This is a genomic window from Streptomyces nidicola (genome assembly GCF_050106155.1).
GTDB lineage: Bacteria > Actinomycetota > Actinomycetes > Streptomycetales > Streptomycetaceae > Streptomyces.
On record NZ_JBNBPI010000001.1, the window covers coordinates 5,798,927 to 5,821,101 of the forward strand.

A 22,175-nucleotide genomic window follows, 5' to 3' on the forward strand; every position below is an offset into this window, starting at 1 on the left:
GTGTCACCTGTGGATGCGGACCGGACATCGGTTCGCGCACCGCACCGTTCAGGAAAAGTCCGCCCACACCGTTCAGGAAAAGCCCGCCCACACCGTTCAGCGAAAGTCCGCCCGGGCGTCGCCGACCGCGTCCTACGGTGACCCCATGTCGCGCAGATCAGTACGTACCGTGCTCGCCCTCGTCGCCGTGTCGGCCGCCTGCCTGACCGTCTCCGGACCGGTGCACGCCACCGGGGCGGCGGGGAACTGCTCCCCGTCCGTGACGGTCACCGGCTACTCCGACGCCCTCGACAAGACGACGTACCACGGCACCTTCGTCGGCAACATCTCCGCGCTCGCCACCGACCGGGGCGGACGGCTCGCCGCGCTCTCCGACCGCTCGTCCCTGTTCACGCTGGACGGGCGGGCGCTCGCGCCCCGCTCCGTGGCGCCGCTCGCCGACGAGAAGGGGGCCGCGCTCGACTCCGAGGGCCTGGTCGTCGACCGCGACGGCACGTACCTCGTCACGTCCGAGACCGAGCCCTCGATCCGCCGCTACGACCGGACGGGCGCCCGCATCCTCGACCGCCTCCCGGTCCCCGCCCGGCTCCGGGACCGGGCCACGGCCAACGCCTCCTTCGAGGGCCTGACCCTGCTGCCCGGCGGCCGCACCCTCCTCGCCTCCATGGAGTCCCCGCTCACCGGCGACGGCGTCAACCGGCTCCAGACCTGGCGGCGCACGCCCACAGGCTCCTTCGCGCCCGCCGCCCAGTACGGCTACCGCGCCGACCCGAATCTCGGCATCTCCGAGGTCACCGCCGCCCCCGACGGCCGCCTCCTCGTCCTGGAACGCGGCTTCACCAGCGGCGTCGGCAACACGATCCGGCTGTACGCCGCCGAGCTCCGCGGCGCCACCGACGTCTTTGGCCGCGACACCCTCACCGGCTCCGAGCCCGGCGTCCGCCTCGCCCGCAAGACGCTCCTCGCCGACCTGGCGAACTGCCCCTCGCTCGGCGCGCCCGCCCACCAGCCGCAGCCCAATCCGCTGCTCGACAACATCGAGGCGATGACGGTCACGGGGCCCGTGGTCACCGGGGCCACGGGCCGCGGCCCGCACGGCGCCCTCCGCCTGCTCCTCGCGAGCGACGACAACCAGAGCGCGAACCAGATCACCCGCTTCTACTCGCTACGGATTGTTACAGCGGGATGAAATCCGATCCCGCTCGCGTTGGCCCTTCGGCAGCTCAGGGCGAGAGGTCAAGCGAGCGGGAGGCGGCACGGAGTGGCGGAGAAACGGGGCTGGGCGAAACGACTCGCGGGATACGCATGGCGGCATCCCAAGGACGTCGTTCTCGCGCTCGGGGCCTCGCTCGGCGGCATGGGCGTCATGGCGCTCGTCCCGCTGATCACGAAGGTGATCATCGACGACGTGATCGGGAACCACTCCCGGTCCATGGCCGTCTGGGCGGGCGCGCTCCTGGGCGCGGCCGTCGTCGTCTACGTCCTCGCGTTCGTCCGCCGCTACTACGGCGGCCGGCTCGCCCTCGACGTCCAGCACGATCTGCGCACCGAGATGTACGGGTCGATCACCCGGCTCGACGGCCGGCGCCAGGACGAGCTGTCGACCGGGCAGGTCGTGGGCCGCGCCACCAGTGACCTCCAGCTGATCCAGAGCCTGCTCTTCATGCTCCCGATGACCATCGGGAACGTCCTGCTCTTCGTCATCTCCCTGGTGATCATGGCGTGGCTGTCGCCGCCGCTGACCCTGGTCGCGCTCGCCGTCGCCCCCGCCATCTGGTTCATCGCCAAGCGCAGCCGCTCCCGGCTGCACCCCGCCACCTGGTACGCGCAGGCGCAGGCCGCCGCCGTGGCCGGGGTCGTCGACGGGTCCGTCAGCGGCGTCCGCGTCGTGAAGGGGTTCGGGCAGGAGGACCAGGAGACCGGGAAGCTCAAGACGGTCGGCCGCAGGCTCTTCGCGGGGCGGCTGCGCACCGTCCGGCTGAACTCGAAGTACACTCCGGCGCTCCAGGCCGTGCCCGCACTCGGGCAGGTCGCCATGCTGGCCCTCGGCGGCTGGCTCGCGGTGCACGGGCAGGTCACGCTCGGCACGTTCGTCGCGTTCTCCTCGTACCTCGCGCAGCTCGTCGGGCCCGTCCGGATGCTCGCGGTCGTCCTCACCGTCGGGCAGCAGGCCCGCGCCGGTGTCGAGCGCGTCCTCGAGCTGATCGACACCGAGCCGAGCCTCGTCGACGGCGCGTTGGAACTGCCCGCGGACGCCCCCGCGACCGTCGAGTTCGACGACGTGTCCTTCACGTACTCGGACGCCGAGCACGCCGTCCTCGACGGCCTCTCCCTGGAGATCAGGGCCGGTGAGACCCTCGCCGTCGTCGGCTCGTCCGGCTCCGGCAAGTCCACCGTCTCGATGCTGCTCCCGCGCTTCTACGACGTCACGCACGGCGCCGTCCTCGTCGGCGGCCACGACGTGCGCGAGCTGACGACGGCGTCGCTGCGCTCCGCGATCGGGCTCGTCCCGGAGGACTCGTTCCTGTTCTCCGACTCCGTGGGCGCCAACATCGCGTACGGCGCCCCGGGCGCGACGCAGGAGCAGATCGAGACGGCCGCGCGCGCCGCGCAGGCCCACGAGTTCATCAGCGCGCTGCCCGCGGGCTACGACACCAAGGTCGGCGAGCACGGCCTCACCCTCTCCGGCGGCCAGCGCCAGCGCGTCGCGCTGGCCCGCGCCATCCTCACCGACCCCCGCCTCCTCGTCCTCGACGACGCGACGTCCGCCGTGGACGCCCGCGTCGAGCACGAGATCCACGAGGCCCTCGCGCACGTGATGGCGGGCCGTACGACGCTGCTCATCGCGCACCGCCGCTCCACCCTCGGCCTCGCCGACCGGATCGCCGTGCTCGACGGCGGGCGGCTCGCCGCGATCGGTACGCACGAGGAGCTGGAGGCGGGATCGCCGCTGTACCGGCGCCTGCTCACGGACCCCGACGAGCTGGGCGGGGTGTCGCCGGGCCACACCGCCCCCGCCGCCGGGGAGCCGGTGGAGGACACCTCCGTACGGGACGAACTCGACGCCGAGTTCGACGCCGAACGCGGCGTCACCCCCAGGCTGTGGACGGGCGACCGCGAGCCGCGGGACGCCGCGCTCGCCGGGACGCCCGCGACACCGGAACTCCTCGCGCAGGTCGACGCGCTGCCGCCGGCCACCGACACCCCCGACGTCGACGAGGCGCGGGCCGTCACACCCGAGGAGTCGTACGGGCTGCGCCGGCTGCTGCGCGGCTTCCGGGCGCCGCTGCTGATCAGCCTCGGGCTCGTCGCCGTCGACGCGGGCATGGGGCTGCTGCTGCCGATCCTCATCCGGCACGGCATCGACGAGGGCGTCTCGCAGCTCGCGATCGGCGCGGTGTGGGCGGCGTCCGCGCTCGCGCTCGTCGCCGTGCTCGTGCAGTGGACCGCGCAGTTCGGCGAGACGCGGATGACGGGACGGACCGGCGAGCGGGTCCTGTACTCGCTCCGCCTGAAGATCTTCTCCCAGCTCCAGCGGCTCGGACTCGACTTCTACGAGCGGGAGTTGACGGGTCGCATCATGACCCGGATGACCACCGACGTGGACGCGCTCTCGACCTTCCTGCAAACCGGTCTGGTCACCGCGTTCGTCTCCCTCGTCACGTTCTTCGGCATCATGGTCGCGCTCCTCGTGATCGACGTACAGCTCGCGCTCGTCGTCTTCGCGACGCTGCCGCCGCTGATCATCGGGACGTTCTTCTTCCGGCGTTCCAGCGTCAAGGCGTACGAGCTGGCGCGCGAGCGGATCTCCGTCGTGAACGCCGACCTTCAGGAGACGGTGGCCGGGCTGCGGATCGTGCAGGCCTTCCGGCGCGAGAAGGACGGAAGCGCCAAGTTCGCCGCGGGCAGCGCCAGTTACCGCAAGGCGCGCATCCGCGGCCAGTGGCTGATCTCCGTGTACTTCCCGTTCGTGCAGCTCCTGTCGGCCGTGGCGACGGCGGCCGTCCTCGCGGTGGGCGCGCACCGGATCGACGCGGGCACGCTCACGACCGGCGCGCTGGTCGCCTATCTCCTCTACATCGACCTGTTCTTCGCGCCCGTGCAGCAGCTGTCCCAGGTCTTCGACGGCTACCAGCAGGCCACCGTCTCGCTCGGCCGCATCCAGGAACTGCTGCGCGAGCCGACGTCGACGAAGAACGCCGAGCGCCCCCGCGAGGTGCCGTCGCTGCGCGGCGAGATCGCCTTCGAGGACGTCGACTTCGCGTACGGGTCCGCCGAAGAGCCGGAGGTGGCGCTCAGCGATGTGGACCTGCGCATCCCCGCCGGGCAGACCGTCGCGTTCGTCGGCGAGACCGGCGCGGGCAAGTCCACCCTCGTCAAGCTCGTCGCCCGGTTCTACGACCCGACGGCGGGCCGGGTCACCGCCGACGGCATCGACCTGCGCGAACTCGACATCACGGCGTACCGGCACCGCCTCGGCGTCGTCCCGCAGGAGGCCTACCTCTTCCCCGGCACGGTCCGCGACGCCATCGCCTACGGGCGGCCCGACGCGAGCGACGCAGAGGTGGAGGCGGCGGCGCGGGCGGTCGGCGCGCACGAGATGATCGCGACGCTCGACGGCGGCTACCTCCACGAGGTCGCCGAGCGCGGCCGCAACCTCTCCGCGGGGCAGCGGCAGTTGATCGCCCTGGCCCGCGCCGAACTCGTCGACCCGGACATCCTCCTGCTCGACGAGGCGACCGCCGCCCTCGACCTCGCCACCGAGGCCCAGGTCAACCAGGCCACGGACCGTATCTCCGGCAAGCGCACCACCCTGGTCGTCGCCCACCGCCTGACGACGGCGGCCCGCGCCGACCGGGTGGTCGTGATGGACCACGGCCGCGTCGCGGAGGACGGCACGCACGACGAACTGCTCCAACTGGGCGGAAAGTACGCTGCGTTGTGGCAGACGTTCCTGGGGGAGCCGGTGGCGGCCGACGAGGTCAGCTCTTCGACGTGATGTCGGAGATCTTCCTGGTCTCCAGATCCGACCGGACGGTCAGGTAGGTGTACGAGACGTGCTTCCCGGTGCCCCAGGTCAGCCGCACCGTGGAGTACGTCTTGCCCATGCCGCTGTCGCCCGCCGTCACCTTCCAGGCGCTCGGCACGTTCTGCGCGCGCAGCACCCCGTCGGCGTCGTGCTGCTTCTCCCAGTTCGCGAGGCGCGAGCGCAGGTCGGAGGTCAGGTAGAACTGCCGCAGCTGCGCGGCCAGCGCGTTGTCGCCCGGATCGTTCGCGACGTCGATGTACGCGCCGTAGAAGTGCGCGACCCGGTCGTATGCGGCGCCCGGGTCGCCGCTGCGGGCGGGGGCGCCGGAGGGGTTGCCGTCGGTGCGGGGCGCGGCGGCGCTCGGGACCGCGAGGGCGGCCGTGAGCAGCCCCGCCGCGAGGACGTAGCGTGCGGTGCGGTGCATGGATGTCATGACGGACCCGCCTTTCGGGCCGGGTCGGCGCGCAACCGCCCGGCCGGTCTGTCGCGTCAGTTCAACAGTACGCTGGTGCGGATGTGACGGGAGGGGCTGCGGTGCGCGGACAAGGGCTCGGTGAGGGCGGCATACGCACGCCGCGCGGGCCACGCCGGGTGCTCGCGTCGGCGCTCTCCGTACTGGTCGCCGCGGTCCTGCTGGTCCTCGGCGGGCCCACGGTCACCGGAGTCCAGGCCGCCTCGCCGTGCGCCGGACACCACGTCCGCACCCTGCGCTTCGAGACCGGCCGCACGGTCCTCTACAAGAACAACGGCTACGTCTGCGCCGTCACCTACGCCAAGCGCACCGGCGCCCGCCGCACCATGACCGTGAGCGTCCAGGCCCGCGGCAACCGGGCCGTCGCCGACAAGGGCCGCTACACCCGGCACGCGGGCCCGGTCACGGTGCACGCCGGGCACCGCTGCGTGCGGGTGAAGGGCTCCGTGGGCACGAAGTCGGTGCGCACCGGCTGGATCCTGTGCTGAACCGGGGCCCGGCCCGTGCGCGGCGGTGCCGGGCGGCAGGCCGGGGCGGCGCCCTCACACCGTGACCGCGCACCCCACCGGCCTGCTGCCGCCCAGCGTCACGTAGAGCGTGGTGGAGGGCGGGCACGCCGAGCGGGACAGCACGGCCTCGGTCACCCGGTACCGCGGGGCGCGAGCGCCCGTGCCGGCGCAGGCCGTCTCCCGGACCTGGCCCCTGCCCGCCGCCGTGAGGCAGTCGCCGACGATCGTGCGGGGGCCGCCACCGCCGCCCGGGTCGCCGGGGTGCGGGGGATCGAGGTTGCGCATGCAGGCGTAGCCGCGGCCCACGGACCCGTCGCCGTTCTCGTCGGCCGCGGGCCGGTTCTCGCTGATGTGCAGCACGAAGTCGGTGCGGTCCGGGCACGCGGACGTGGCCTTCGGCTCCCCGTCGTGCCGGTCGAGGACCCGGGCCACGGCCCGCTCGCTGCGGCACGGCACCTCGTTGAACGACGCGCGCCCGCGCGAACTGCACTCGCCGGCCGCGAGGAACACCGCCCCGTACCCGGAGGACGTACGCGGGGAGGGGGCGTCACCCGAAGAGCCCGGGGAGCCCTGGCATCCGGCGAGTGCGAGCGCGAGCAGCGACACCGCGCACACCACCCCGACCAACCGCGCGAACATGGCATTCCCCCCGGTACACGCGTCCAGCGTGGCCCGTGGCGGCGGGCGCACGCCAGGTGCGCGGGGAGCTTTGCGACAGTTGGGGGTGTTCCGCGTGGATCACGGCGTACGCCCCCTACGGACGGGTCAGTACGACAGCCCGTAGCCGATCGGGTAGAGGACCTGCGCCGGATCGTCGGCCTTCTGCACGGGCACCGGCAGCTTCCCGCGCGGCTCCGCCTTCCCGGCCAACACCCGCACGGCAGCCCGCAGTTCCACATCGATCCACGAGTACGCCGCCACGTGCGCGTCGGCGGCGGACAGCTGGGCGACGTCGTACGGGTTGCGCATCGACAGCGTGACGACCGGCACCCCTGCCTTGGCCACCGCGTTCACCAGCGACTGCTGCGCGCTGCCCTTGGCGACGTTGTACGTGCCGATGACCACCGCGTCCTTGCCCTCCGCCGCCGCCACGGCCTGCGCGATCGTCGCCTGGGTGGGCGCCGTGCCGGTCGCGAGCACCGTGGCGGTGAAGCCGAGTTCGGTGAGCGCCGCGCCGATCACGGTGGTCGGCGGGCCGTCGCTGAGCGAAGGGGAGGCCGGGTTCGCGCCGAGCACGAGGACGTTCTTGTGCGTACGACGGGACAGCGGCAGCAGCTTGCCCTTGTTGACCAGCAGCGTCGTCGTGCGCTCGGCGATCCGGTCGGCCGTGGCGAGGTGCGCGGGGGTGCCGACGGTGCGGTCGACGCCGGCCTGGGTGACGTACGGGTCCTTGAGCAGCCCCAGCTTCGACTTCAGCCGCAGCACGCGCAGGATCGACTCGTCGAGCCGCGCCTCGGTCAGCTCGCCGCCCCGTACGGCCTCCAGCACCGCGTTCCAGGAGACCGACAGGTCGGGCGGGTTGAGCAGCTGGTCGACGCCCGCCTTCAGCGCGAGCACCGGGACCCGCTCGTCGCCGTACTTCGTCCGTACGCCCTCCATGCCGAGGGAGTCGGTCACCACGACGCCGTCGTAGCCGAGTTGCTCGCGCAGGATGCCGGTGAGGATGGGGCGGGAGAGCGTCGCCGGGTCCTCGGAGGGGTCCAGGGCCGGGACGACGATGTGGGCCGTCATGATCGAGTCGATGCCGGCCGCGATCGCCGCCTTGAACGGCGGCGCGTCCAGCTGCTCCCACTGCTCGCGGGTGTGGCTGATGTACGGGATCCCGGTGTGGCTGTCCGTGGCGGTGTCGCCATGTCCCGGGAAGTGCTTGGCGGTTGAGGCGATGTGCGCGGACTGGTAGCCCTTGACCTGCGCGGCGACCAGCCCGGCGACGGCCTTGGGGTCCGCGCCGAAGGAGCGTACGCCGATGACGGGGTTGGCCGGGTTGACGTTGACGTCGGCGTCGGGCGCGTAGTCCTGCCGGATGCCGATGGCGCGCAGCTCGGCGCCCGCGATCTGGCCCGCCCTGCGCGCGTCCTCGCGCGATCGGCCCGCGCCGAACGCCATCGCGCCGGGGAACAGGGTGGCGGGTTTGCCGACCCGGGCGACGATGCCGTGCTCCTGGTCGGTGGAGATCAACAGCGGTATCCGGGAAGGCTGTTGGAGGCCGGCCTTCTGGATACCGTTGCTCAGGTCGGCTATCTGGTGCGGGTCGCGCACGTTGTGCGCCCACGCGAAGTAGATGATGCCGCCGAGCTTGTACTTGTCGATGAGCTCGGCGGCGGTGCGCACGCCGATCTCCTTGAGGTTGGCGTCGATGTCGGCCTGGTCGGGGGCGGTGGCCGAGTGGCCGTACACCCGCATGACGAAGAGCTGGCCGACCTTCTCCTCCAGGGACATCTTGGAGATGAGCTTCTTGAGGGCCTGGTCGGACGCGGGGGCACCCGCGGCCCGTGCGGTGGTGGCGCTGAGGCCGGCCGCGGTGGCGCCGATGGTGGCGGCGGCGAGCACGGTACGTCTGGACAGTGGCACGATCGCTCCTTCCGGAGGAGGCGCGGACCCTGAAAATAACTTCCGCGCGCAACGAGTATCCGGAAAATTTCTGCCAGTCAAGAGCCCGCGCAGGCGCGGGAGTTGGCGGATGATCCCCTTCGGGGAGGGGGCCGCCACCGGCACTATGGAGGGGGCGTACCGGTGACGGCGACGCTGCCGGCCGCAGGCGGCGGAGAGGGTTTGTCAGCGTTCGCAGCCAGCAGCGAGGCCGACACCGCACTGCGGTGACTCTCCGGCAGCGTGTCCTTCTGACGGAAGCATGATGGCCGGGGTTCCCCAAATTCGGGGATTCAGTGAAATCGGTGCGCAGGTGGTGAACGAGGCGGCCGTGGCTGGGCCGTGACCAGGCCCCGTTCAGGTTCCGTCAGAAGGGCCCTGGGGCTGATCCGCCGCCCGCGCCAGGCAGCTGTTCCCCTGGGTGCGCAGTGCCTCGACGGCCGCCCGGACCGCGGGGCGGCGCGATGTGCCGTCGCGCCACAACGCGTACAGCCGCCGCCGCGGCACCGGTTCGAGCCGCACCGTGGCCACTCCGTCGGGCAGCGCCCCGCGCCCGAGCCGGGGGAGCACCGCGATGCCGAGGCCCGCCGCCACGAGAGCGGCCAGCGTCGGATTCTCCTCGGCCTGATGGGCGATGAGCGGCTCGAAGCCCGCGGAGCGCATCGTCCGCAGCAGCCAGTCGTGGCACACCCGGCCCGGCGGCTGCGACACCCACCGCTCGCCCCCGAGCTCCTCGCGGCGCACCGACTTCCGGCCTGCCAGCGGATGCCCGGCAGGCACGACCAGATCGCACAAGTCCTCCCCGATGACGGCCTGTTCGACCCCTGCGGGGGCCGGCAGCGGTGCGATGTCCCAGTCGTGCGCGACGACGAGGTCCACGGCGCCCTTCGCCACGAGGTCCACGGACAGATGCGGATCGACCTCGGAGAGCCGGGTGTCGAGCGCGGGATGCCGGGAGGCCAGGTCGGCGAGCGCGCCGGGCAGCAGCCCCCGCGCGGCCGAGGCGAACGCGGCGATCGTCAGCCGCCCCGCCGCCACCCCGCGCCGCTCCTCGAGCCCCGTCTCGGCGCGCTCCATGATGGCCATCAACTCGCGTGCGGTCTCGGCAAGTTGCAGCGCCTCGTCCGTGAGCCGGACGCCCCGCCCCTCCCGTTCGAGCAGCGCCGTGCGGGTCTCCCGCTCCAGCTTGGCGATCTGCTGCGAGACGGCGGACGGCGTATAGCCGAGCGCGGTCGCGGCGGCGCCGACGGTGCCGTGCACGGAGACGGCGTGCAGGGCGCGCAGCCGCTGCAGGTCCAACATCCTGGCCCTTCCGATCACCAATGATTCTGATTAGCAATGCTTCATCCAACCATGCAGCAACATTCGCTGGTGCTAAATGGTCCCGGGCGGTGATCCTCGACGCATGAAACCCGCGCACACCGGCCTCGCCGTACTCGTCGCCGCCCTGTGGGGCGTGAACTTCGTCGTCATCGACATCGGCCTCGACCACTTCCCGCCGCTGCTCTTCTGCGCCCTGCGCTTCCTGCTCGCGGCGCTGCCCGCGATCTTCTTCGTGGGGCGGCCGAGGGTGGCGTGGCGCTGGGTCGTGGGAGTGGGACTCGCGCTCGGCGTCGGCAAGTTCGGGCTGCTCTTCGTCGGTATGAACGCGGGGATGCCGGCCGGCCTGTCCTCTCTCGTCCTCCAGATCCAGGCGGTCTTCACGGCGGTCATCGCCTTCGCGTTCCTACGTGAACGCCCCGGCCGCGTCAGGGTGTTGGGCATGGCGGTGGCGCTCGCGGGCATCGCGGTGGCGGCGGTCGACGAGGGCGGCTCGGGCCCGCTCGGCGCGTTCGCGCTCGTCGTGGTCGCGGCGGCCTTCTGGGGCGTGTCGAACGTCCTGACCCGCAAGGCGTCGCCCGAGGCGCCGTTCGCGTTCATGGTCTGGTCGAGCGCGGTCCCGGTGCTGCCGCTCCTGGCGTTGTCGTTGATGTTCGAGGGCCCGGACCGCGATGCCGAGGCCCTGTCCTCCCTCGACCTCCCCGGTGCGGGGGCGATCCTCTACGTGGCGCTGGTGACGACCCTCTTCGGCTTCACCGCCTGGAGCGGGTTGCTGCGCCGCTACGACGCGTCGAGGGTGGCGCCGTACGCGCTGCTGGTCCCGGTCTTCGGCATGTCCTCCGCGGCACTCTTCCTGGGGGAGCCGGTGAGCGCGCTCCAGTGGTGCGCGGGCGCGTTGCTGGTGGGCGGGGTGGCGCTCACGTCCCGTGCGGGAAACCGGTCACCGTTGCCGACGCCTCGGGGCTCCGCCCCGGCCCCCGCTGCTCAATCGCCGCAGGGGCTTGAATACGCCCACCCGGCCCAGGGGCTTGCTGGGAAGCGACCTGGCGGACAGGGGGCAAAGCGCCCGAGGTGACCGGCAATTCAAGCCCCGCCGGCGATTGAGGCGCGAGGTCCGGGGCGGAGCCCCGTGGCGTAGGACACGGTTACGCCGACTCGTTCAGCAGGCGCGCCACATGCTCCCGCCCCGCGCCCAAAAGCTCCGGCAGCGGCGCAGCCGACGGATACCACCGCGCCTCGTACTCCCAGCACAACCACCCGTCCCACCCCTCCCGACTCAGCACCTCCACGCACTCGGCCAACGGAAGCACCCCACCCCCCAGCGGCAGCGGAGTCGTGTCGTCGGGCCCCGCGATGTCCTTGACCTGTACGTATCCGAGGTACGGGGACAGCGCCGCGTACGAGGCCACCGGCTGCTCGCCCCCGAGCCACGTGTGCATCACGTCCCACAGTGCCCCCACGTTCCGGTGGCCCACGGTCCCGAGGATGCGGGACGCCGCCGCCCCGGTCCGATGCGAGTCGTGCGTCTCCAGCAACACCCGCACACCCCGGTCCGCCGCATACTCCGCGGCGACGCCGAGCCGCCGCGCGGCCGTGGCATCCGCCTCCTCGGGGCCCTGCTCGTCGCCCCCGCCCGGGAAGACGCGCACGTACCGGGCACCCAGGTCCCGCGCGAGATCCACCAGGACCCGTACGTCGTCGAGCACCGGCCCGTCCTCGCCCGGCGCGGCCACGCGCGCGTACCCGGCCACGCCGAGAACCTCCACCCCGGCGCTCTTGAACCGGGAGGCGGCATAGGCCCGCTGCTCCCGGTCGATCCCGGGATGCACCGGCTCTTCGGGATGGGCACGCAGTTCGACGCCGTGATAGCCGTGCGCGGTGGCGAGCGCGAGCACGTCGTCGAGAGGGAGACCGGGGACACCGAGGGTGGAGAACGCCAGCTTCATGGGGCGGACCATACCCTTCAGTCCGCCGTCCTATGGAGGGTCATTTTCCAGTCCTGGCCGATCAGGTCCGCCCCGAACGAGCGGTGCGGCTTCTCGCCGACGAGTACGAACCCGTGCCGCTGGTAGATCGAACGCGCCGACTTCAGCACGTCGTTCGTCCACAGCGTCATCTCCCGGTACCCGACGCCCCGCGCGAAGTCGATACAGGCCCGCACCAGCCGGTCCCCGATGCCGAGTCCCCGCGCCTCCGGCTCGACGAGCAGCAGCCGCAGCCGCGCGGTGCCCGGAGCCTCGTCGCGTACGCACATCACGCAGCCCACCGGACGGCCGTCCAGCTCGGCGACCCACACCCGCTCCAGGTGCGGGTCGTGGTCCTCGGCGAAGTCGGCGACGATGCGCGCGACCAGGCCCTCGTAGTCCGCGTTCCAGCCGAACTCGGCTGCGTACAGTGCCCCGTTGCGCGCGACGATCCACCCCAGGTCGCCGGGGTCCGGCTCGCGCAGCAGTACGTTCTCGGGGTGCGGGGCGGCGCGGCCGTCGCCGAGGATCTCGCGGACGGTGCGCAGCGCCTCGGACAGCCGGTCGCGGTCGGTCGCGGGGACGGAGTCGAGGAGCGCCCCGACCGTTTCCCGCGAGCGCTCGTCGAGCAGTTCGGCGGTGGTGCGGCCGCGCCCGGTGAGGGTGATGCGACGCCGCCGCGAGTCCTTCTCCGACGAGCCGCGCTCGACGAGCCCGTCCCGCTCGAACTTGCCGAGGATGCGGCTCAAGTACCCGGCGTCCAGGCTCAGTCGGACGCGCAGATCGGCCGCGTCGACCTTCTCCGTGTGCGCCAGCTCGTACAGCACGCGGGACTCGGTGAGGGTGTACGGGGCGTACAGGTGGCGGCTGTAGTCGAGCGCGCCGATCACGTTCGTGTAGAAGCGGTTGAAGGACCGGATGTCGTGCACGGTCATGGGCCACCTCGCGGGTCAGATTGTTGACTCAGTCAGAGGTTCGGGGTGGTGCCCACAGTACGCCGGGGGTGCGGACGCGTCCACGCGACGGACGCATCGGCGCCCGTGAAAGCGACCGCCCGGTCAAGTCCGTGCATACGGCAGGTATAGCGCCTCAAGGGCGTCCCATGGGTTGGGAAAGCGCTCTCCGGGCGTTGTTCCCGAGTTCATCGCGGGCCTCCTCCGCGCCACATCCGGCGCGCAGCACAGTGATCCAACGGCCCGTCGCACGCGGGCCGTTGGCATGCCCGCGCCTTCCGGCATCTCACCCCAGGGGACACTCATGGCCGAACTCACCCGACGTAGACTCCTCGGCTCCGCGGCCGGCGCGGTAGGTGGCGCCGCGGCTCTCTCCCTCCTGCCGCCCAGCGTCCAGAAGGCGGTGGCGGCGGGCCCGCCCCGCAAGGGATCCCTCCGCGACATCGAGCACGTCGTGATGCTCATGCAGGAGAACCGCTCCTTCGACCACTACTTCGGCACGCTCAAGGGCGTACGCGGCTTCAACGACCCCGAGGCGCAGAAGCTGAGCACCGGCCGCTCGGTCTTCTACCAGCCCGACGCCGAGAACCCGAAGGGCTACCTGCTCCCCTTCCACCTGGACACGCACACCTCCAGCGCCCAGGCCATCCCGTCCACGAGCCACGCCTGGTCGGTCCAGCACGAGGCGTGGAACAACGGGAAGATGGACCGGTGGCTCCCGGCCCACCGTAAGGCCGACGGTGTCAACGGCCCCTACGTGATGGGCTATTACACCCGCAAGGACATCCCCTTCCAGTTCGCCCTCGCGGAGACCTTCACCATCTGCGACAACTACTTCTGCTCGGTCTTCGGCCCGACGTGGCCCAACCGCCTGTACTGGATGACGGGCTCGATCGACCCGTCCGGCACGAAGGGCGGGCCCGTCCTCAACAACACGGCCCCGCAGCCCTACCGCTGGACGACCTACGCGGAGCGCCTCCAGGCGGCGGGCGTCAGCTGGAAGGTGTACCAGCAGGACGACGACTACGGCTGCAACATGCTGGAGCAGTTCGCTTCGTTCAGGAACGCGAAACCAGGCTCTGACCTCTACGAACGCGGCATGCGCCCCCAGCCCGAGGGCACCTTCGAGGACGACGCCCGTAACGACCGGCTCCCGGCGGTCAGTTGGATCATGCCGACGTCGTACGAGTCCGAGCACCCGGACTACCTGCCGGCTGCGGGAGCCGACTTCGTGGCCCGCAAAATAGAGGCGATAGCGTCGAACCCCAAGGTGTGGGCGAAGACCGCCTTCATCCTCAACTACGACGAGAACGACGGCCTGTTCGACCACGTGACCCCGCCGACGCCCCCGGCGGGCACCTCCGGCGAGTTCATCCAGGGCCTCCCCATCGGCGGCGGCTTCCGCGTCCCCGCGATCATCGTGTCGCCCTGGACGGTGGGCGGCTGGGTGGCCTCGGAGTCCTTCGACCACACGTCGGCGCTCCAGTTCCTGGAGAAGTTCACGGGAGTCGAGGAGCCCAACATCACCGACTGGCGCCGCGCCACCTTCGGCGACCTGACCTCGGCGTTCCGCTTCTCGCACGCCGAGCCGCGACCGCCGGGGCTCCCCGCCGACACGGCGCAGCAGTGGGAGCGGGCGAAGCAGGAGGTGGCCACGCTCCCCAAACCGACGCTGCCGGGGGCGGACCAGTCGTTCCCCGAGCAGGAGCGCGGGCGCAGGCCGCACGTGTAGGGCCCGTCCCGTGTGCTCACGGCCGCGGCCCGCGAAAATCCCGTACGAGCGCGGCCGTGGCCTCCCACAGGGCACGCTGAACATCCTCGGGCCGCCCGATCTCGGGGCACGGCAACGGCTCTGCGGTCCTGGCGGCGAAGTAACCGCCGGCGCTGTCGGCGAACCCGGGGTCGGTCGCGAGCTTCACGATGATGTCGGCCCCGTGCCGAGGATCACCGATCTTCAACCCGTTGAGAACCTTCTCCAGGGCGCCGGAGAGGGGGAGTTCACGGCCCAGGCCGGTGGCGTTGAAGCCGGGGCAGCAACAGGTGACGGAGACCCCCGTGCCCTGAAGCCTGCGCCCGAGTTCCTGCGTGAACATGATGTCCATCAGCTTGGACCGGCCGTACAACGGGCCCGACCCGCGACGCGTAAAGGGCGCCGTGTCGGTGAGGTCCGCGACCGGGTCGACGGCGCGGGCCCGGAGCGAGGCCCGGGAGGCGACGGTGACGATCCGGGCGGGCGCCGAAGCGATGAGCCTGTCGCGCAGGATGTCGGTGAGCAGCCAGGGTGCGAGGTAGTTCACGGCGGTCATCCCGGCGTACCCCTCAGCGGTGACCCGCTGGGAGAAGGCGTGCAGCCCCGCGTTGTTGACCAGCACGTCGATCCGCGAATACCGCGCGGCGATCTCCTCACCGGCCCTACGCACTTCGGCGAGCAGAGACAGATCAGCGCGAAAGACATCGACCGGGGTCCGCGGAGCGACCCGCTCGACCTCCTCCCGCAGCGCATCGGCCTTCGCCCGGCTCCGGGCGACGACGCCGAGACGGACACCGCGCCGTGCCAGATCGAGAGCGGCGAGCCGCCCCATGCCGTTGGTGCCACCGGTCATGACGACGACGGGCCGCGCATCCATGGGGCCTCCCGCTCACTTAATATTGAGGTACCTCACTAACGTAACACTTCTTGAGGTACCTCAATAGTGGAGCCGGGGAGCCCCGGCCCCGGAACCCGAAGGACGGATGCCATGCCCGTGAGCGGTCGCGAAGCGGATCCCGTGGAGATCGGTCTGCGATACCTGACGCTCGGGCACGACCTGCGCAAAGTGGTCGACGACGCGATGACGGCCGGCGGCCTCTCCCTGGCCCGCACGAAGGTCCTCCAGGTCCTCGAACGCCGGGGCGCCCTCGGCCAGTCGGCCCTGGCCCGCGAACTCGGCCAGGCGCCCCGCTCGGTCACCCAGTCCGTCGAGGCGCTGGAACGCGAGGGCCTGGTCGAGCGAACCCCGGCCCCCACCGACGCCCGCTCCAAACTGGTCCGCCTCACCCCCCAGGGAACCGAGGCCCTCGCCGCGGGCACGGCGGCGGGGGAGCGGGTGCTGCGGCAGGTCTTCGGCGCGATGGAACCCGGCCGGTTGAGGGATCTGGCCCAGATTCTGGGCGAGCTCCAGGCGGGGGTGTCGGGGGCCTCTGGGGGCCGCTAGCGCTGTGACCGCGGAGGCACCCTGACCGACGCCCGTCACCCCGCCGACGTACGTGCGGCAGAAGGTCGCCTCAGGAGGTGGGCGGCTCGATCTCCCCCGCGAAGACGATGACCTGGTCGATGAGGCTCCGCCGCAGATGGACGACGTCCGTTCCCGCCAGGCGGGGGCCGCCGTCCGGTGTGGTGAAGACCCACTGGTACCGGGCCCACTCGTCAGGCATGTCCACCGCTGAGCAGCGCACCATCGTGCCGGTCCCCGCCGGGTGGCTCCGGATGTCCAGCACGAACCGCTCGACCGCCGCGATCCCTTCGCTGCGCCCCAACGGCCCCCAGAAGACCACGTCCGAGGTCAGCGCCTGGGAGAGCAAGGTAGTCACATAGGTGTCGTCCGAGGCGTTGAACGCGGAGATGAACGTGTCGATCGCGGAGCGTGCCGTCTCTTCCTGCATGCCCCAGTAATACCAGCCGTCGCACGTGTGCTCGCCCGGCACTGTTCACTGCCCGCCACGTCACTCCGGCGACTCCGGGGTGAGACGGCGGACGTCAGTCCCGGCCCCCGGCCACGCCGCCAGTGCGAACTCGGCGACCTGTGTGAGTTCGTCCGCGTCCGCGCCGTCGCGGGCGCGTTGGGACAGGCCCTGGACGACCGCGGCGAAGTACGAGGCGAGGGCGGTCGTGTCGGTTTCGGGTGGGAGTTCTCCCGTTGAGCGGGCCTGGCGCAGGCGGTCCTCGAAGGAGGTGACCCCCGCGTTGCGGACGTCGCGCAGGAACGCCGCGATCTCCGCGTCCTGCTCCGTCACGTTGGTCGCGGCGCTGATGGCCAGGCAGCCCGCCGGGTGCGAGGGGTCCGCGTACGTGCGGGCCGCCTCGCGCAGGATGCGGGCGAACGCCCCGTACGCCGTCGGCTCCTCGGTGAGCGCCACGCCGACGAAGGCGCCGACCGGCGATCGCCCGTAGACCTCGACGGCCTCCCGGAACAGGGACTTCTTGTCGCCGAACGCGGCGTACAGGCTGGCCGGGCGGATGCCCATCGCCCCGGTCAGCTCGCCCACCGAGGTCGCCTCGTAGCCCCGCTCCCAGAAGAGCCGGACGGCCACGGCCAGCGCCGCGTCCCGGTCGAACGTGCGTGGCCGCCCGCGGGGCCTGGGCTTCTCCTGGGGCGCGCCGTGTGTCATGGCGCCACTGTATCCGTGTTCGGCAAATATCTTGAGCGGCCGTTCAAGAACGGTGCTAGGGTCCGAGTGGCTTGTTCTTGAGTCATCGTTCAATAAATGATGGTGATCGTGGACTGGGGGGTATGGCGCGTGGTGGCGACGGATGAAGGGCACACCCTTGCCGGGTGGGCCGGTTGTGCGGGAGGTGCGGCGGGTGTTGCGACGGTCGGCCTGGGGGTCATCGGCTGGCGCCCGGGGATCTGGCTCGGGCTCGTCGTGCTGGCCGTCGCCGCGCTGCTCACCTGGGGACTGCATCTCGCGGGGTGGGGGAAGCCGCCCGGGCCGCGGCGCCTCGACCAACACCCCCTACGGGTAAGGGACATGACCGCCCGCGACGGCCATGTGGACTGCGTCGGGTGCCGGCTGGCGGGGCGCGGTCCCCGCGCCGCCGGCCGATAGGAACTACGCCCGCGGCTTCCCCGTCGACCCCCGCACCACCAGCTCCCCCCGCACCTCCACGATCCGCCCCTTGGGCGCCGCCTCCCGGCCCATCGCGATGCGGCCCGCCCGCGCCGCCGCCTCGGCCAGCGGGAGGTGGAACGTCGTCAGCGGCGGGGCCGCGTCGATGCTGAAGGGGAGGTCGTCGAAGCCGACCACCGAGACGTCCTCCGGGATGCGCAGGTCCGCCTCCCGCAGGGCCGCGCACGCGCCGAGCGCCACGCTGTCGTTCGCCGCCACCACGGCCGTCAACTCCGGCTCCCGGCGCAGCAGTTCGGCCGTCGCCTCGTAGCCCGACGTGCGGTCGTACGAGCCGTGCGCCACCAGGCCGTCCGATTCGGTCACCCCGGCCGCGGCCAGCGCCTCGCGGTGGCCCTCCAGGCGGTGCCGGGTCGTCGTGCGCTCCTCGGGGCCCCCGACGTAGCCGATCCGTCGGTGCCCGAGGGCCAGGAGGTGATCCGTCAACTCCCTTGCCCCGGAACGGTTGTCGAAGGTCAGCGCCACCGCGTCCGTGTCCGGCACCGGCGGACGGCCGCAGAGCACGACCCGTGTCCCGGCCTCCGCGAGCCGCCGCAACTTGGCCGCCACGGCCGCGACATGGGCCTCGTTCTCGATCGCCCCGCCCGTGAGCACGACCGCCGCCGCGCGCTGGCGCTGCAACAGGGTCAGGTAGGTCAGCTCCCGCTCCGGCTCGCCGCCCGTGTTGCAGACCACCGCGAGCCGCTCGCCACCCGCCCGGCCGCCGGGCCCCACGATCTCCGACTGCACCGCGGAGGCCATGATCCCGAAGAACGGGTCGGCGATGTCGTTGACCAGGACCCCGACGAGGTCGGAGGTGGCGGCGGCGAGAGCGCTCGCCGGCCCGTTGAGCACGTAGTCCAGATCGTCCACGGCCTTGAGCACCCGCTCGCGCGTGCTCGCGGCGACGGGGTAGTTCCCGTTCAGGACGCGCGAGACGGTGGCGGGGGACACCTGCGCGCGGGCGGCCACATCCGACAGGGTCACGGTCATCGAGTCTTCCTCCGTGAAGGGTCCCGGGTCCGCGGCGAAGCTCCCGGGACCCCGGTCTCGTATCCGCTCTTGTCCGAGCGGCAGTCCAGAGGCTAGCTTCTTCTTAGGTAGAAAGCGCTTGCTACGAAAGATTCCGCAGGCGCCACCTCGCGTATGCAGCAATACGTGGGGCACGAATGGCCGGTCGGCCGGAGGAAGGGACTCACGTGACACGCAAGACGGTGCGCATCGCCATGAACGGTGTGACGGGGCGCATGGGCTACCGCCAGCACCTCGTCCGCTCCATCCTCGCCCTCCGCGAGCAGGGCGGACTCGACCTCGGCGACGGCACGGTGCTGTGGCCCGAGCCGGTCCTCGTCGGGCGCCGCGAGCATGCCCTGAAGGCGCTCGCCGAGAAGCACGACCTCGACCCGGCCAACATCTCCACCGACATCGACGCCGTCCTCGCCGACGACAGCATCGACATCTTCTTCGACGCCGCGATGACCTCGGGCCGCGAGGAGATCCTCAAGAAGGCGATCGCCGCCGGAAAGCACATCTACACCGAGAAGCCGACCGCCAGCGGCCTGGAGGGCGCCATCGAGCTGGCCCGCCTGGCGCGCGAGGCGGGCGTCAAGTCCGGTGTCGTGCAGGACAAGCTGTTCCTGCCGGGCCTGCTCAAGCTGAAGCGGCTCATCGACGGCGGCTTCTTCGGGCGGATCCTCTCCGTGCGCGGCGAGTTCGGGTACTGGGTCTTCGAAGGTGACTGGCAGGAGGCCCAGCGGCCGTCCTGGAACTACCGCTCGGAGGACGGCGGCGGCATCGTCGTCGACATGTTTCCGCACTGGGAGTACGTGCTCCACGAGCTGTTCGGCCGCGTGACCTCCGTGAACGCGCTGGCCCAGACCCACATCCCGACCCGCTGGGACGAGAACGGCAAGCCCTACGACGCCACCGCCGACGACTCCGCGTACGGCATCTTCCAGATCGAGGGCGGCATCGTCGCGCAGATCAACTCGTCGTGGGACGTGCGCGTCAACCGTGACGAGCTGGTCGAGTTCCAGGTGGACGGGACCGAGGGATCCGCTGTCGCCGGTCTCCGTAACTGCCGTGTGCAGCACCGTAGTTCCACGCCGAAGCCCGTCTGGAACCCGGACCTGCCCGCCACCTACTCCTTCCGCGACCAGTGGCAGGAAGTCCCGGACAACACCGAGTTCGACAACGGCTTCAAGGTCCAGTGGGAGCTGTTCCTCCAGCACGTCTACGCCGGCGCCGACTACCACTGGGACCTGCTCGCCGGTGCGCGCGGCGTGCAGATGGCCGAGCTGGGCCTGAAGTCCTCCGCCGAGGGCCGCCGCCTCGACGTTCCGGAGATCTCGCTGTGACCATCCATCTCCCCAACAGCGCCGGTGAGTTGAAGGCCTACGAGGCGCGCGCCGAGCCCCTCACCTTCGACACGGGCGCCCCGCTCGCGTCCCGCGTCGTCTACTCGGCGGCGCACGTCGTCGCCGACCCGCTCGCCGACACCACCCCGGACTCCCCGGCCGCCGTCGACTGGGACGCCACCCTCGCCTTCCGCCGCCACCTGTGGTCGCACGGCCTCGGAGTCGCGGAGGCCATGGACACCGCGCAGCGCGGCATGGGCCTGGACTGGGCGGGCGCCGCCGAGCTGATCCGCCGCTCGTCGGCCGAGGCCAAGTCGGTCGGCGGGCGCATCGCGGTCGGCGTCGGCACCGACCAGATCGCGCCCGGCGCGTCCCTCAAGGACGTGCGCGCCGCGTACGAGGAGCAGCTCGCGGTCGCCGAGGAGGCAGGGGCCCAGGTCATCCTGATGGCCTCCCGCGCGCTCGCCGCCGCCGCGAACAGCCCGCAGGACTACGTCGACGTGTACGGCCACCTGCTCCGCCAGGCCACCGAACCCGTCATCCTGCACTGGCTCGGCCCGATGTTCGACCCGGCCCTTGAGGGCTACTGGGGCTCGTCCGACCTGGACGCCGCCACCGACACCTTCGTCGAGATCATCAAGGCGCACTCCGACAAGGTCGACGGCATCAAGGTCTCGCTGCTCGAAGCGCAGCGCGAGGTCGACATCCGCCGCCGCCTCCCGAACGGCGTGCGCTGCTACACCGGCGACGACTTCAACTACCCGGAGCTGATCGCCGGCGACGACCGCGGCTTCTCGCACGCGCTGCTCGGCATCTTCGACCCGCTGGGCCCGCTCGCCGCGAAGGCGGTGCGCACCCTCGACACGGGCGACGTGCAGGGCTTCCGTGAACTCCTCGACCCGACGGTCGAGTTGTCGCGCCATCTGTTCCAGGCGCCGACCCGCTTCTACAAGACGGGTGTCGTCTTCCTCGCCTGGCTCTCCGGTCACCAGGACCACTTCACGATGGTCGGCGGACTCCAGTCGGCTCGTTCGCTGCCGCACTTCGCGCGCGCCTACGAACTCGCCGACCAGCTGGGCCTGTTCCCGAAGCCGGAGCTCGCCGAGGCCCGGATGAAGAACCTGCTCGCCCTGTACGGAGTGACCTCATGAGCGCCGAGAAGTTCACCGCGGATCCGCGGTTCTCCATCAACCAGATGACCGTGAAGCAGCTCGGACTGCCCGAACTGGTCGACGCCTGCCGCGAGTTGGGTGTCCAGAACCTCGGTACGTGGCGTGCTCCCGTCCAGGAGTACGGCGTCGAGGCCGCGGCGAAGCTGCTGCGCGACGCCGGGCTGAACGTCACGACGCACTGCCGGGGCGGCTTCCTCACCGGCATCGACGAGACCGAGCGCAAGGCCGCGATCGAGGACAACAAGCGCGCCGTCGACGAGGCCGTCACCCTCGGCACGAACGTCCTGGTGCTCGTCTCGGGCGGCCTCCCGGCCGGCTCGTACGACCTGCCGGGCGCCCGGGAGCGTATCGCGGACGCGCTCGTCGAGCTCGCCCCGTACGCCGCCGAGCGCGGCGTGCAGCTCGCGATCGAGCCGCTGCACCCGATGTACGCCTCCGACCGCTGCGTCGTCTCGACGCTCGCGCAGGCCCTCGACATCGCCGAACGCTTCCCGGCGGAGCAGGTCGGCGTCTGCGTCGACACGTACCACATCTGGTGGGACGACCAGGCGCCCGCGCAGATCGCGCGGGCCGGGGCGCAGGGGCGTATCGCGACGTTCCAACTCGCCGACTGGACCACGCCGTTGCCCGAGGGCGTGCTCAACGGGCGCGGGCAGATCGGCGACGGCTCCATCGACATGCGGTACTGGCGTGGCTTGGTGGAGGCGCAGGGGTACGCGGGGCCCATCGAGGTCGAGCTGTTCAACGACGGCCTGTGGGCCCGCGACGGGCGCGAGGTGCTGGCGGAGACGGCTCAGCGGTTCACGGCGCACGCCGTGTGATTCGTGGCGCACGCCGTGTAAAAGTTTTCTCCGCAACCACGTACAACCCTCCGCACCGCCCGAGTGTCGTACTGGGTGTCGGAACACCCAGGGGGGCGATCTGGGGGGATCGGGGTTCCGGCGCAG

20 protein-coding genes are annotated in these 22,175 nt (G+C 71.6%); 10 read left to right on the forward strand and 10 right to left on the reverse strand.

Annotated features, from left to right (window positions below; all coding sequences use genetic code 11):
* Window positions 1–145: 145 nt before the first annotated feature.
* Window positions 146–1,189 (forward strand): esterase-like activity of phytase family protein, encoded by a 1,044-nt coding sequence (locus tag ACOKM3_RS26305; protein ID WP_426903492.1) that lies wholly within the window; start codon window positions 146–148, stop codon window positions 1,187–1,189.
* Between the two features lie 72 nt (window positions 1,190–1,261).
* On the forward strand, window positions 1,262–4,999 hold the full coding sequence (locus ACOKM3_RS26310) for an ABC transporter ATP-binding protein (RefSeq protein ID WP_426903493.1): 3,738 nt from the start codon (window positions 1,262–1,264) through the stop codon (window positions 4,997–4,999).
* On the opposite strand, the gene ACOKM3_RS26315 is transcribed toward ACOKM3_RS26310, so the two are convergent.
* Window positions 4,983–5,462 (reverse strand): hypothetical protein, encoded by a 480-nt coding sequence (locus ACOKM3_RS26315; RefSeq protein ID WP_426903494.1) that lies wholly within the window; start codon window positions 5,460–5,462, stop codon window positions 4,983–4,985. The genes ACOKM3_RS26310 and ACOKM3_RS26315 overlap by 17 nt on opposite strands.
* Window positions 5,463–5,563: 101 nt before the next feature.
* Between ACOKM3_RS26315 and ACOKM3_RS26320 the strand changes: the two genes are divergently transcribed.
* The gene (locus tag ACOKM3_RS26320) at window positions 5,564–5,989 is read left to right on the forward strand and encodes a hypothetical protein (protein WP_426903495.1); all 426 of its coding nucleotides are present in this window, start codon (window positions 5,564–5,566) and stop codon (window positions 5,987–5,989) included.
* A gap of 54 nt (window positions 5,990–6,043) precedes the next feature.
* Here the strand turns inward: ACOKM3_RS26320 and ACOKM3_RS26325 are convergent, their stop codons facing one another.
* From ACOKM3_RS26325 to ACOKM3_RS26335, 3 genes are all read right to left on the reverse strand, one after another.
* Window positions 6,044–6,649 (reverse strand): hypothetical protein, encoded by a 606-nt coding sequence (locus tag ACOKM3_RS26325; RefSeq protein ID WP_426903496.1) that lies wholly within the window; start codon window positions 6,647–6,649, stop codon window positions 6,044–6,046.
* A gap of 126 nt (window positions 6,650–6,775) precedes the next feature.
* Window positions 6,776–8,584 (reverse strand): glycoside hydrolase family 3 protein, encoded by a 1,809-nt coding sequence (locus ACOKM3_RS26330; RefSeq protein WP_426906902.1) that lies wholly within the window; start codon window positions 8,582–8,584, stop codon window positions 6,776–6,778.
* Window positions 8,585–8,956: 372 nt separating this feature from the next.
* On the reverse strand, window positions 8,957–9,901 hold the full coding sequence (locus tag ACOKM3_RS26335) for a LysR family transcriptional regulator (RefSeq protein WP_426903497.1): 945 nt from the start codon (window positions 9,899–9,901) through the stop codon (window positions 8,957–8,959).
* A 103-nt stretch (window positions 9,902–10,004) separates the two neighbouring features.
* Here ACOKM3_RS26335 and ACOKM3_RS26340 point away from each other — a divergent pair, with 103 nt between their 5' ends.
* Window positions 10,005–10,994: an EamA family transporter gene (locus ACOKM3_RS26340; RefSeq protein ID WP_426903498.1), complete on the forward strand. Its 990-nt coding sequence runs from the start codon at window positions 10,005–10,007 to the stop codon at window positions 10,992–10,994.
* Between the two features lie 70 nt (window positions 10,995–11,064).
* On the opposite strand, the gene ACOKM3_RS26345 is transcribed toward ACOKM3_RS26340, so the two are convergent.
* Window positions 11,065–11,865, reverse strand: coding sequence for a sugar phosphate isomerase/epimerase family protein (locus ACOKM3_RS26345; RefSeq protein WP_426903499.1), 801 nt, complete (start codon window positions 11,863–11,865; stop codon window positions 11,065–11,067).
* A 17-nt stretch (window positions 11,866–11,882) separates the two neighbouring features.
* Window positions 11,883–12,818: a bifunctional helix-turn-helix transcriptional regulator/GNAT family N-acetyltransferase gene (locus ACOKM3_RS26350; protein WP_426903501.1), complete on the reverse strand. Its 936-nt coding sequence runs from the start codon at window positions 12,816–12,818 to the stop codon at window positions 11,883–11,885.
* A gap of 322 nt (window positions 12,819–13,140) precedes the next feature.
* Between ACOKM3_RS26350 and ACOKM3_RS26355 the strand changes: the two genes are divergently transcribed.
* Window positions 13,141–14,568 carry an alkaline phosphatase family protein gene (locus ACOKM3_RS26355; RefSeq protein WP_426903503.1) on the forward strand — a complete coding sequence of 476 codons (1,428 nt, stop codon included), beginning with the start codon at window positions 13,141–13,143 and terminating at the stop codon, window positions 14,566–14,568.
* A 16-nt stretch (window positions 14,569–14,584) separates the two neighbouring features.
* Here ACOKM3_RS26355 and ACOKM3_RS26360 read toward each other — a convergent pair whose 3' ends face one another.
* Complete coding sequence (locus tag ACOKM3_RS26360; RefSeq protein ID WP_426903504.1) at window positions 14,585–15,463, reverse strand: SDR family NAD(P)-dependent oxidoreductase; 879 nt, start codon at window positions 15,461–15,463, stop codon at window positions 14,585–14,587.
* 111 nt (window positions 15,464–15,574) lie between these two features.
* Between ACOKM3_RS26360 and ACOKM3_RS26365 the strand changes: the two genes are divergently transcribed.
* Window positions 15,575–16,030 (forward strand): MarR family winged helix-turn-helix transcriptional regulator, encoded by a 456-nt coding sequence (locus ACOKM3_RS26365; RefSeq protein WP_426903505.1) that lies wholly within the window; start codon window positions 15,575–15,577, stop codon window positions 16,028–16,030.
* 70 nt (window positions 16,031–16,100) lie between these two features.
* On the opposite strand, the gene ACOKM3_RS26370 is transcribed toward ACOKM3_RS26365, so the two are convergent.
* Window positions 16,101–16,478, reverse strand: a complete 378-nt coding sequence (locus ACOKM3_RS26370; protein ID WP_426903506.1) for a nuclear transport factor 2 family protein — start codon at window positions 16,476–16,478, stop codon at window positions 16,101–16,103.
* A gap of 60 nt (window positions 16,479–16,538) precedes the next feature.
* Window positions 16,539–17,204, reverse strand: coding sequence for a TetR/AcrR family transcriptional regulator (locus ACOKM3_RS26375; protein ID WP_426903507.1), 666 nt, complete (start codon window positions 17,202–17,204; stop codon window positions 16,539–16,541).
* A gap of 108 nt (window positions 17,205–17,312) precedes the next feature.
* Here ACOKM3_RS26375 and ACOKM3_RS26380 point away from each other — a divergent pair, with 108 nt between their 5' ends.
* Entirely contained in the window at window positions 17,313–17,642 is a 330-nt protein-coding gene (locus tag ACOKM3_RS26380) for an HGxxPAAW family protein (RefSeq protein ID WP_426903508.1), read from the forward strand.
* 3 nt (window positions 17,643–17,645) lie between these two features.
* Here ACOKM3_RS26380 and ACOKM3_RS26385 read toward each other — a convergent pair whose 3' ends face one another.
* Window positions 17,646–18,692: a LacI family DNA-binding transcriptional regulator gene (locus tag ACOKM3_RS26385; protein WP_426903509.1), complete on the reverse strand. Its 1,047-nt coding sequence runs from the start codon at window positions 18,690–18,692 to the stop codon at window positions 17,646–17,648.
* 206 nt (window positions 18,693–18,898) lie between these two features.
* Between ACOKM3_RS26385 and ACOKM3_RS26390 the strand changes: the two genes are divergently transcribed.
* Genes ACOKM3_RS26390 through ACOKM3_RS26400 form a run of 3 tightly spaced genes read left to right on the forward strand, consistent with a single transcriptional unit; the run spans window position 18,899 to window position 22,049 of the window.
* On the forward strand, window positions 18,899–20,056 hold the full coding sequence (locus ACOKM3_RS26390; RefSeq protein WP_426903510.1) for a Gfo/Idh/MocA family protein: 1,158 nt from the start codon (window positions 18,899–18,901) through the stop codon (window positions 20,054–20,056).
* Complete coding sequence (locus tag ACOKM3_RS26395; RefSeq protein ID WP_426903511.1) at window positions 20,053–21,207, forward strand: dihydrodipicolinate synthase family protein; 1,155 nt, start codon at window positions 20,053–20,055, stop codon at window positions 21,205–21,207. Before ACOKM3_RS26390 ends, ACOKM3_RS26395 begins: the two co-directional genes overlap by 4 nt.
* Window positions 21,204–22,049: a sugar phosphate isomerase/epimerase family protein gene (locus tag ACOKM3_RS26400; protein WP_426903512.1), complete on the forward strand. Its 846-nt coding sequence runs from the start codon at window positions 21,204–21,206 to the stop codon at window positions 22,047–22,049. Before ACOKM3_RS26395 ends, ACOKM3_RS26400 begins: the two co-directional genes overlap by 4 nt.
* Window positions 22,050–22,175: the final 126 nt, after the last annotated feature.

Bases quoted from the DNA above. Each gene is read 5' to 3' on its own strand.
- ACOKM3_RS26365 (WP_426903505.1), top strand. From the start codon at position 15,575: ATGCCCGTGAGCGGTCGCGAAGCGGATCCCGTGGAGATCGGTCTGCGA.
- ACOKM3_RS26370 (WP_426903506.1), bottom strand. From the start codon at position 16,478: ATGCAGGAAGAGACGGCACGCTCCGCGATCGACACGTTCATCTCCGCG.
- ACOKM3_RS26385 (WP_426903509.1), bottom strand. From the start codon at position 18,692: ATGACCGTGACCCTGTCGGATGTGGCCGCCCGCGCGCAGGTGTCCCCC.
- ACOKM3_RS26400 (WP_426903512.1), top strand. From the start codon at position 21,204: ATGAGCGCCGAGAAGTTCACCGCGGATCCGCGGTTCTCCATCAACCAG.
- ACOKM3_RS26335 (WP_426903497.1), bottom strand. From the start codon at position 9,901: ATGTTGGACCTGCAGCGGCTGCGCGCCCTGCACGCCGTCTCCGTGCAC.
- ACOKM3_RS26375 (WP_426903507.1), bottom strand. From the start codon at position 17,204: ATGACACACGGCGCGCCCCAGGAGAAGCCCAGGCCCCGCGGGCGGCCA.
- ACOKM3_RS26305 (WP_426903492.1), top strand. From the start codon at position 146: ATGTCGCGCAGATCAGTACGTACCGTGCTCGCCCTCGTCGCCGTGTCG.
- ACOKM3_RS26315 (WP_426903494.1), bottom strand. From the start codon at position 5,462: ATGACATCCATGCACCGCACCGCACGCTACGTCCTCGCGGCGGGGCTG.
- ACOKM3_RS26350 (WP_426903501.1), bottom strand. From the start codon at position 12,818: ATGACCGTGCACGACATCCGGTCCTTCAACCGCTTCTACACGAACGTG.
- ACOKM3_RS26360 (WP_426903504.1), bottom strand. From the start codon at position 15,463: ATGGATGCGCGGCCCGTCGTCGTCATGACCGGTGGCACCAACGGCATG.
- ACOKM3_RS26325 (WP_426903496.1), bottom strand. From the start codon at position 6,649: ATGTTCGCGCGGTTGGTCGGGGTGGTGTGCGCGGTGTCGCTGCTCGCG.
- ACOKM3_RS26345 (WP_426903499.1), bottom strand. From the start codon at position 11,865: ATGAAGCTGGCGTTCTCCACCCTCGGTGTCCCCGGTCTCCCTCTCGAC.
- ACOKM3_RS26340 (WP_426903498.1), top strand. From the start codon at position 10,005: ATGAAACCCGCGCACACCGGCCTCGCCGTACTCGTCGCCGCCCTGTGG.
- ACOKM3_RS26355 (WP_426903503.1), top strand. From the start codon at position 13,141: ATGGCCGAACTCACCCGACGTAGACTCCTCGGCTCCGCGGCCGGCGCG.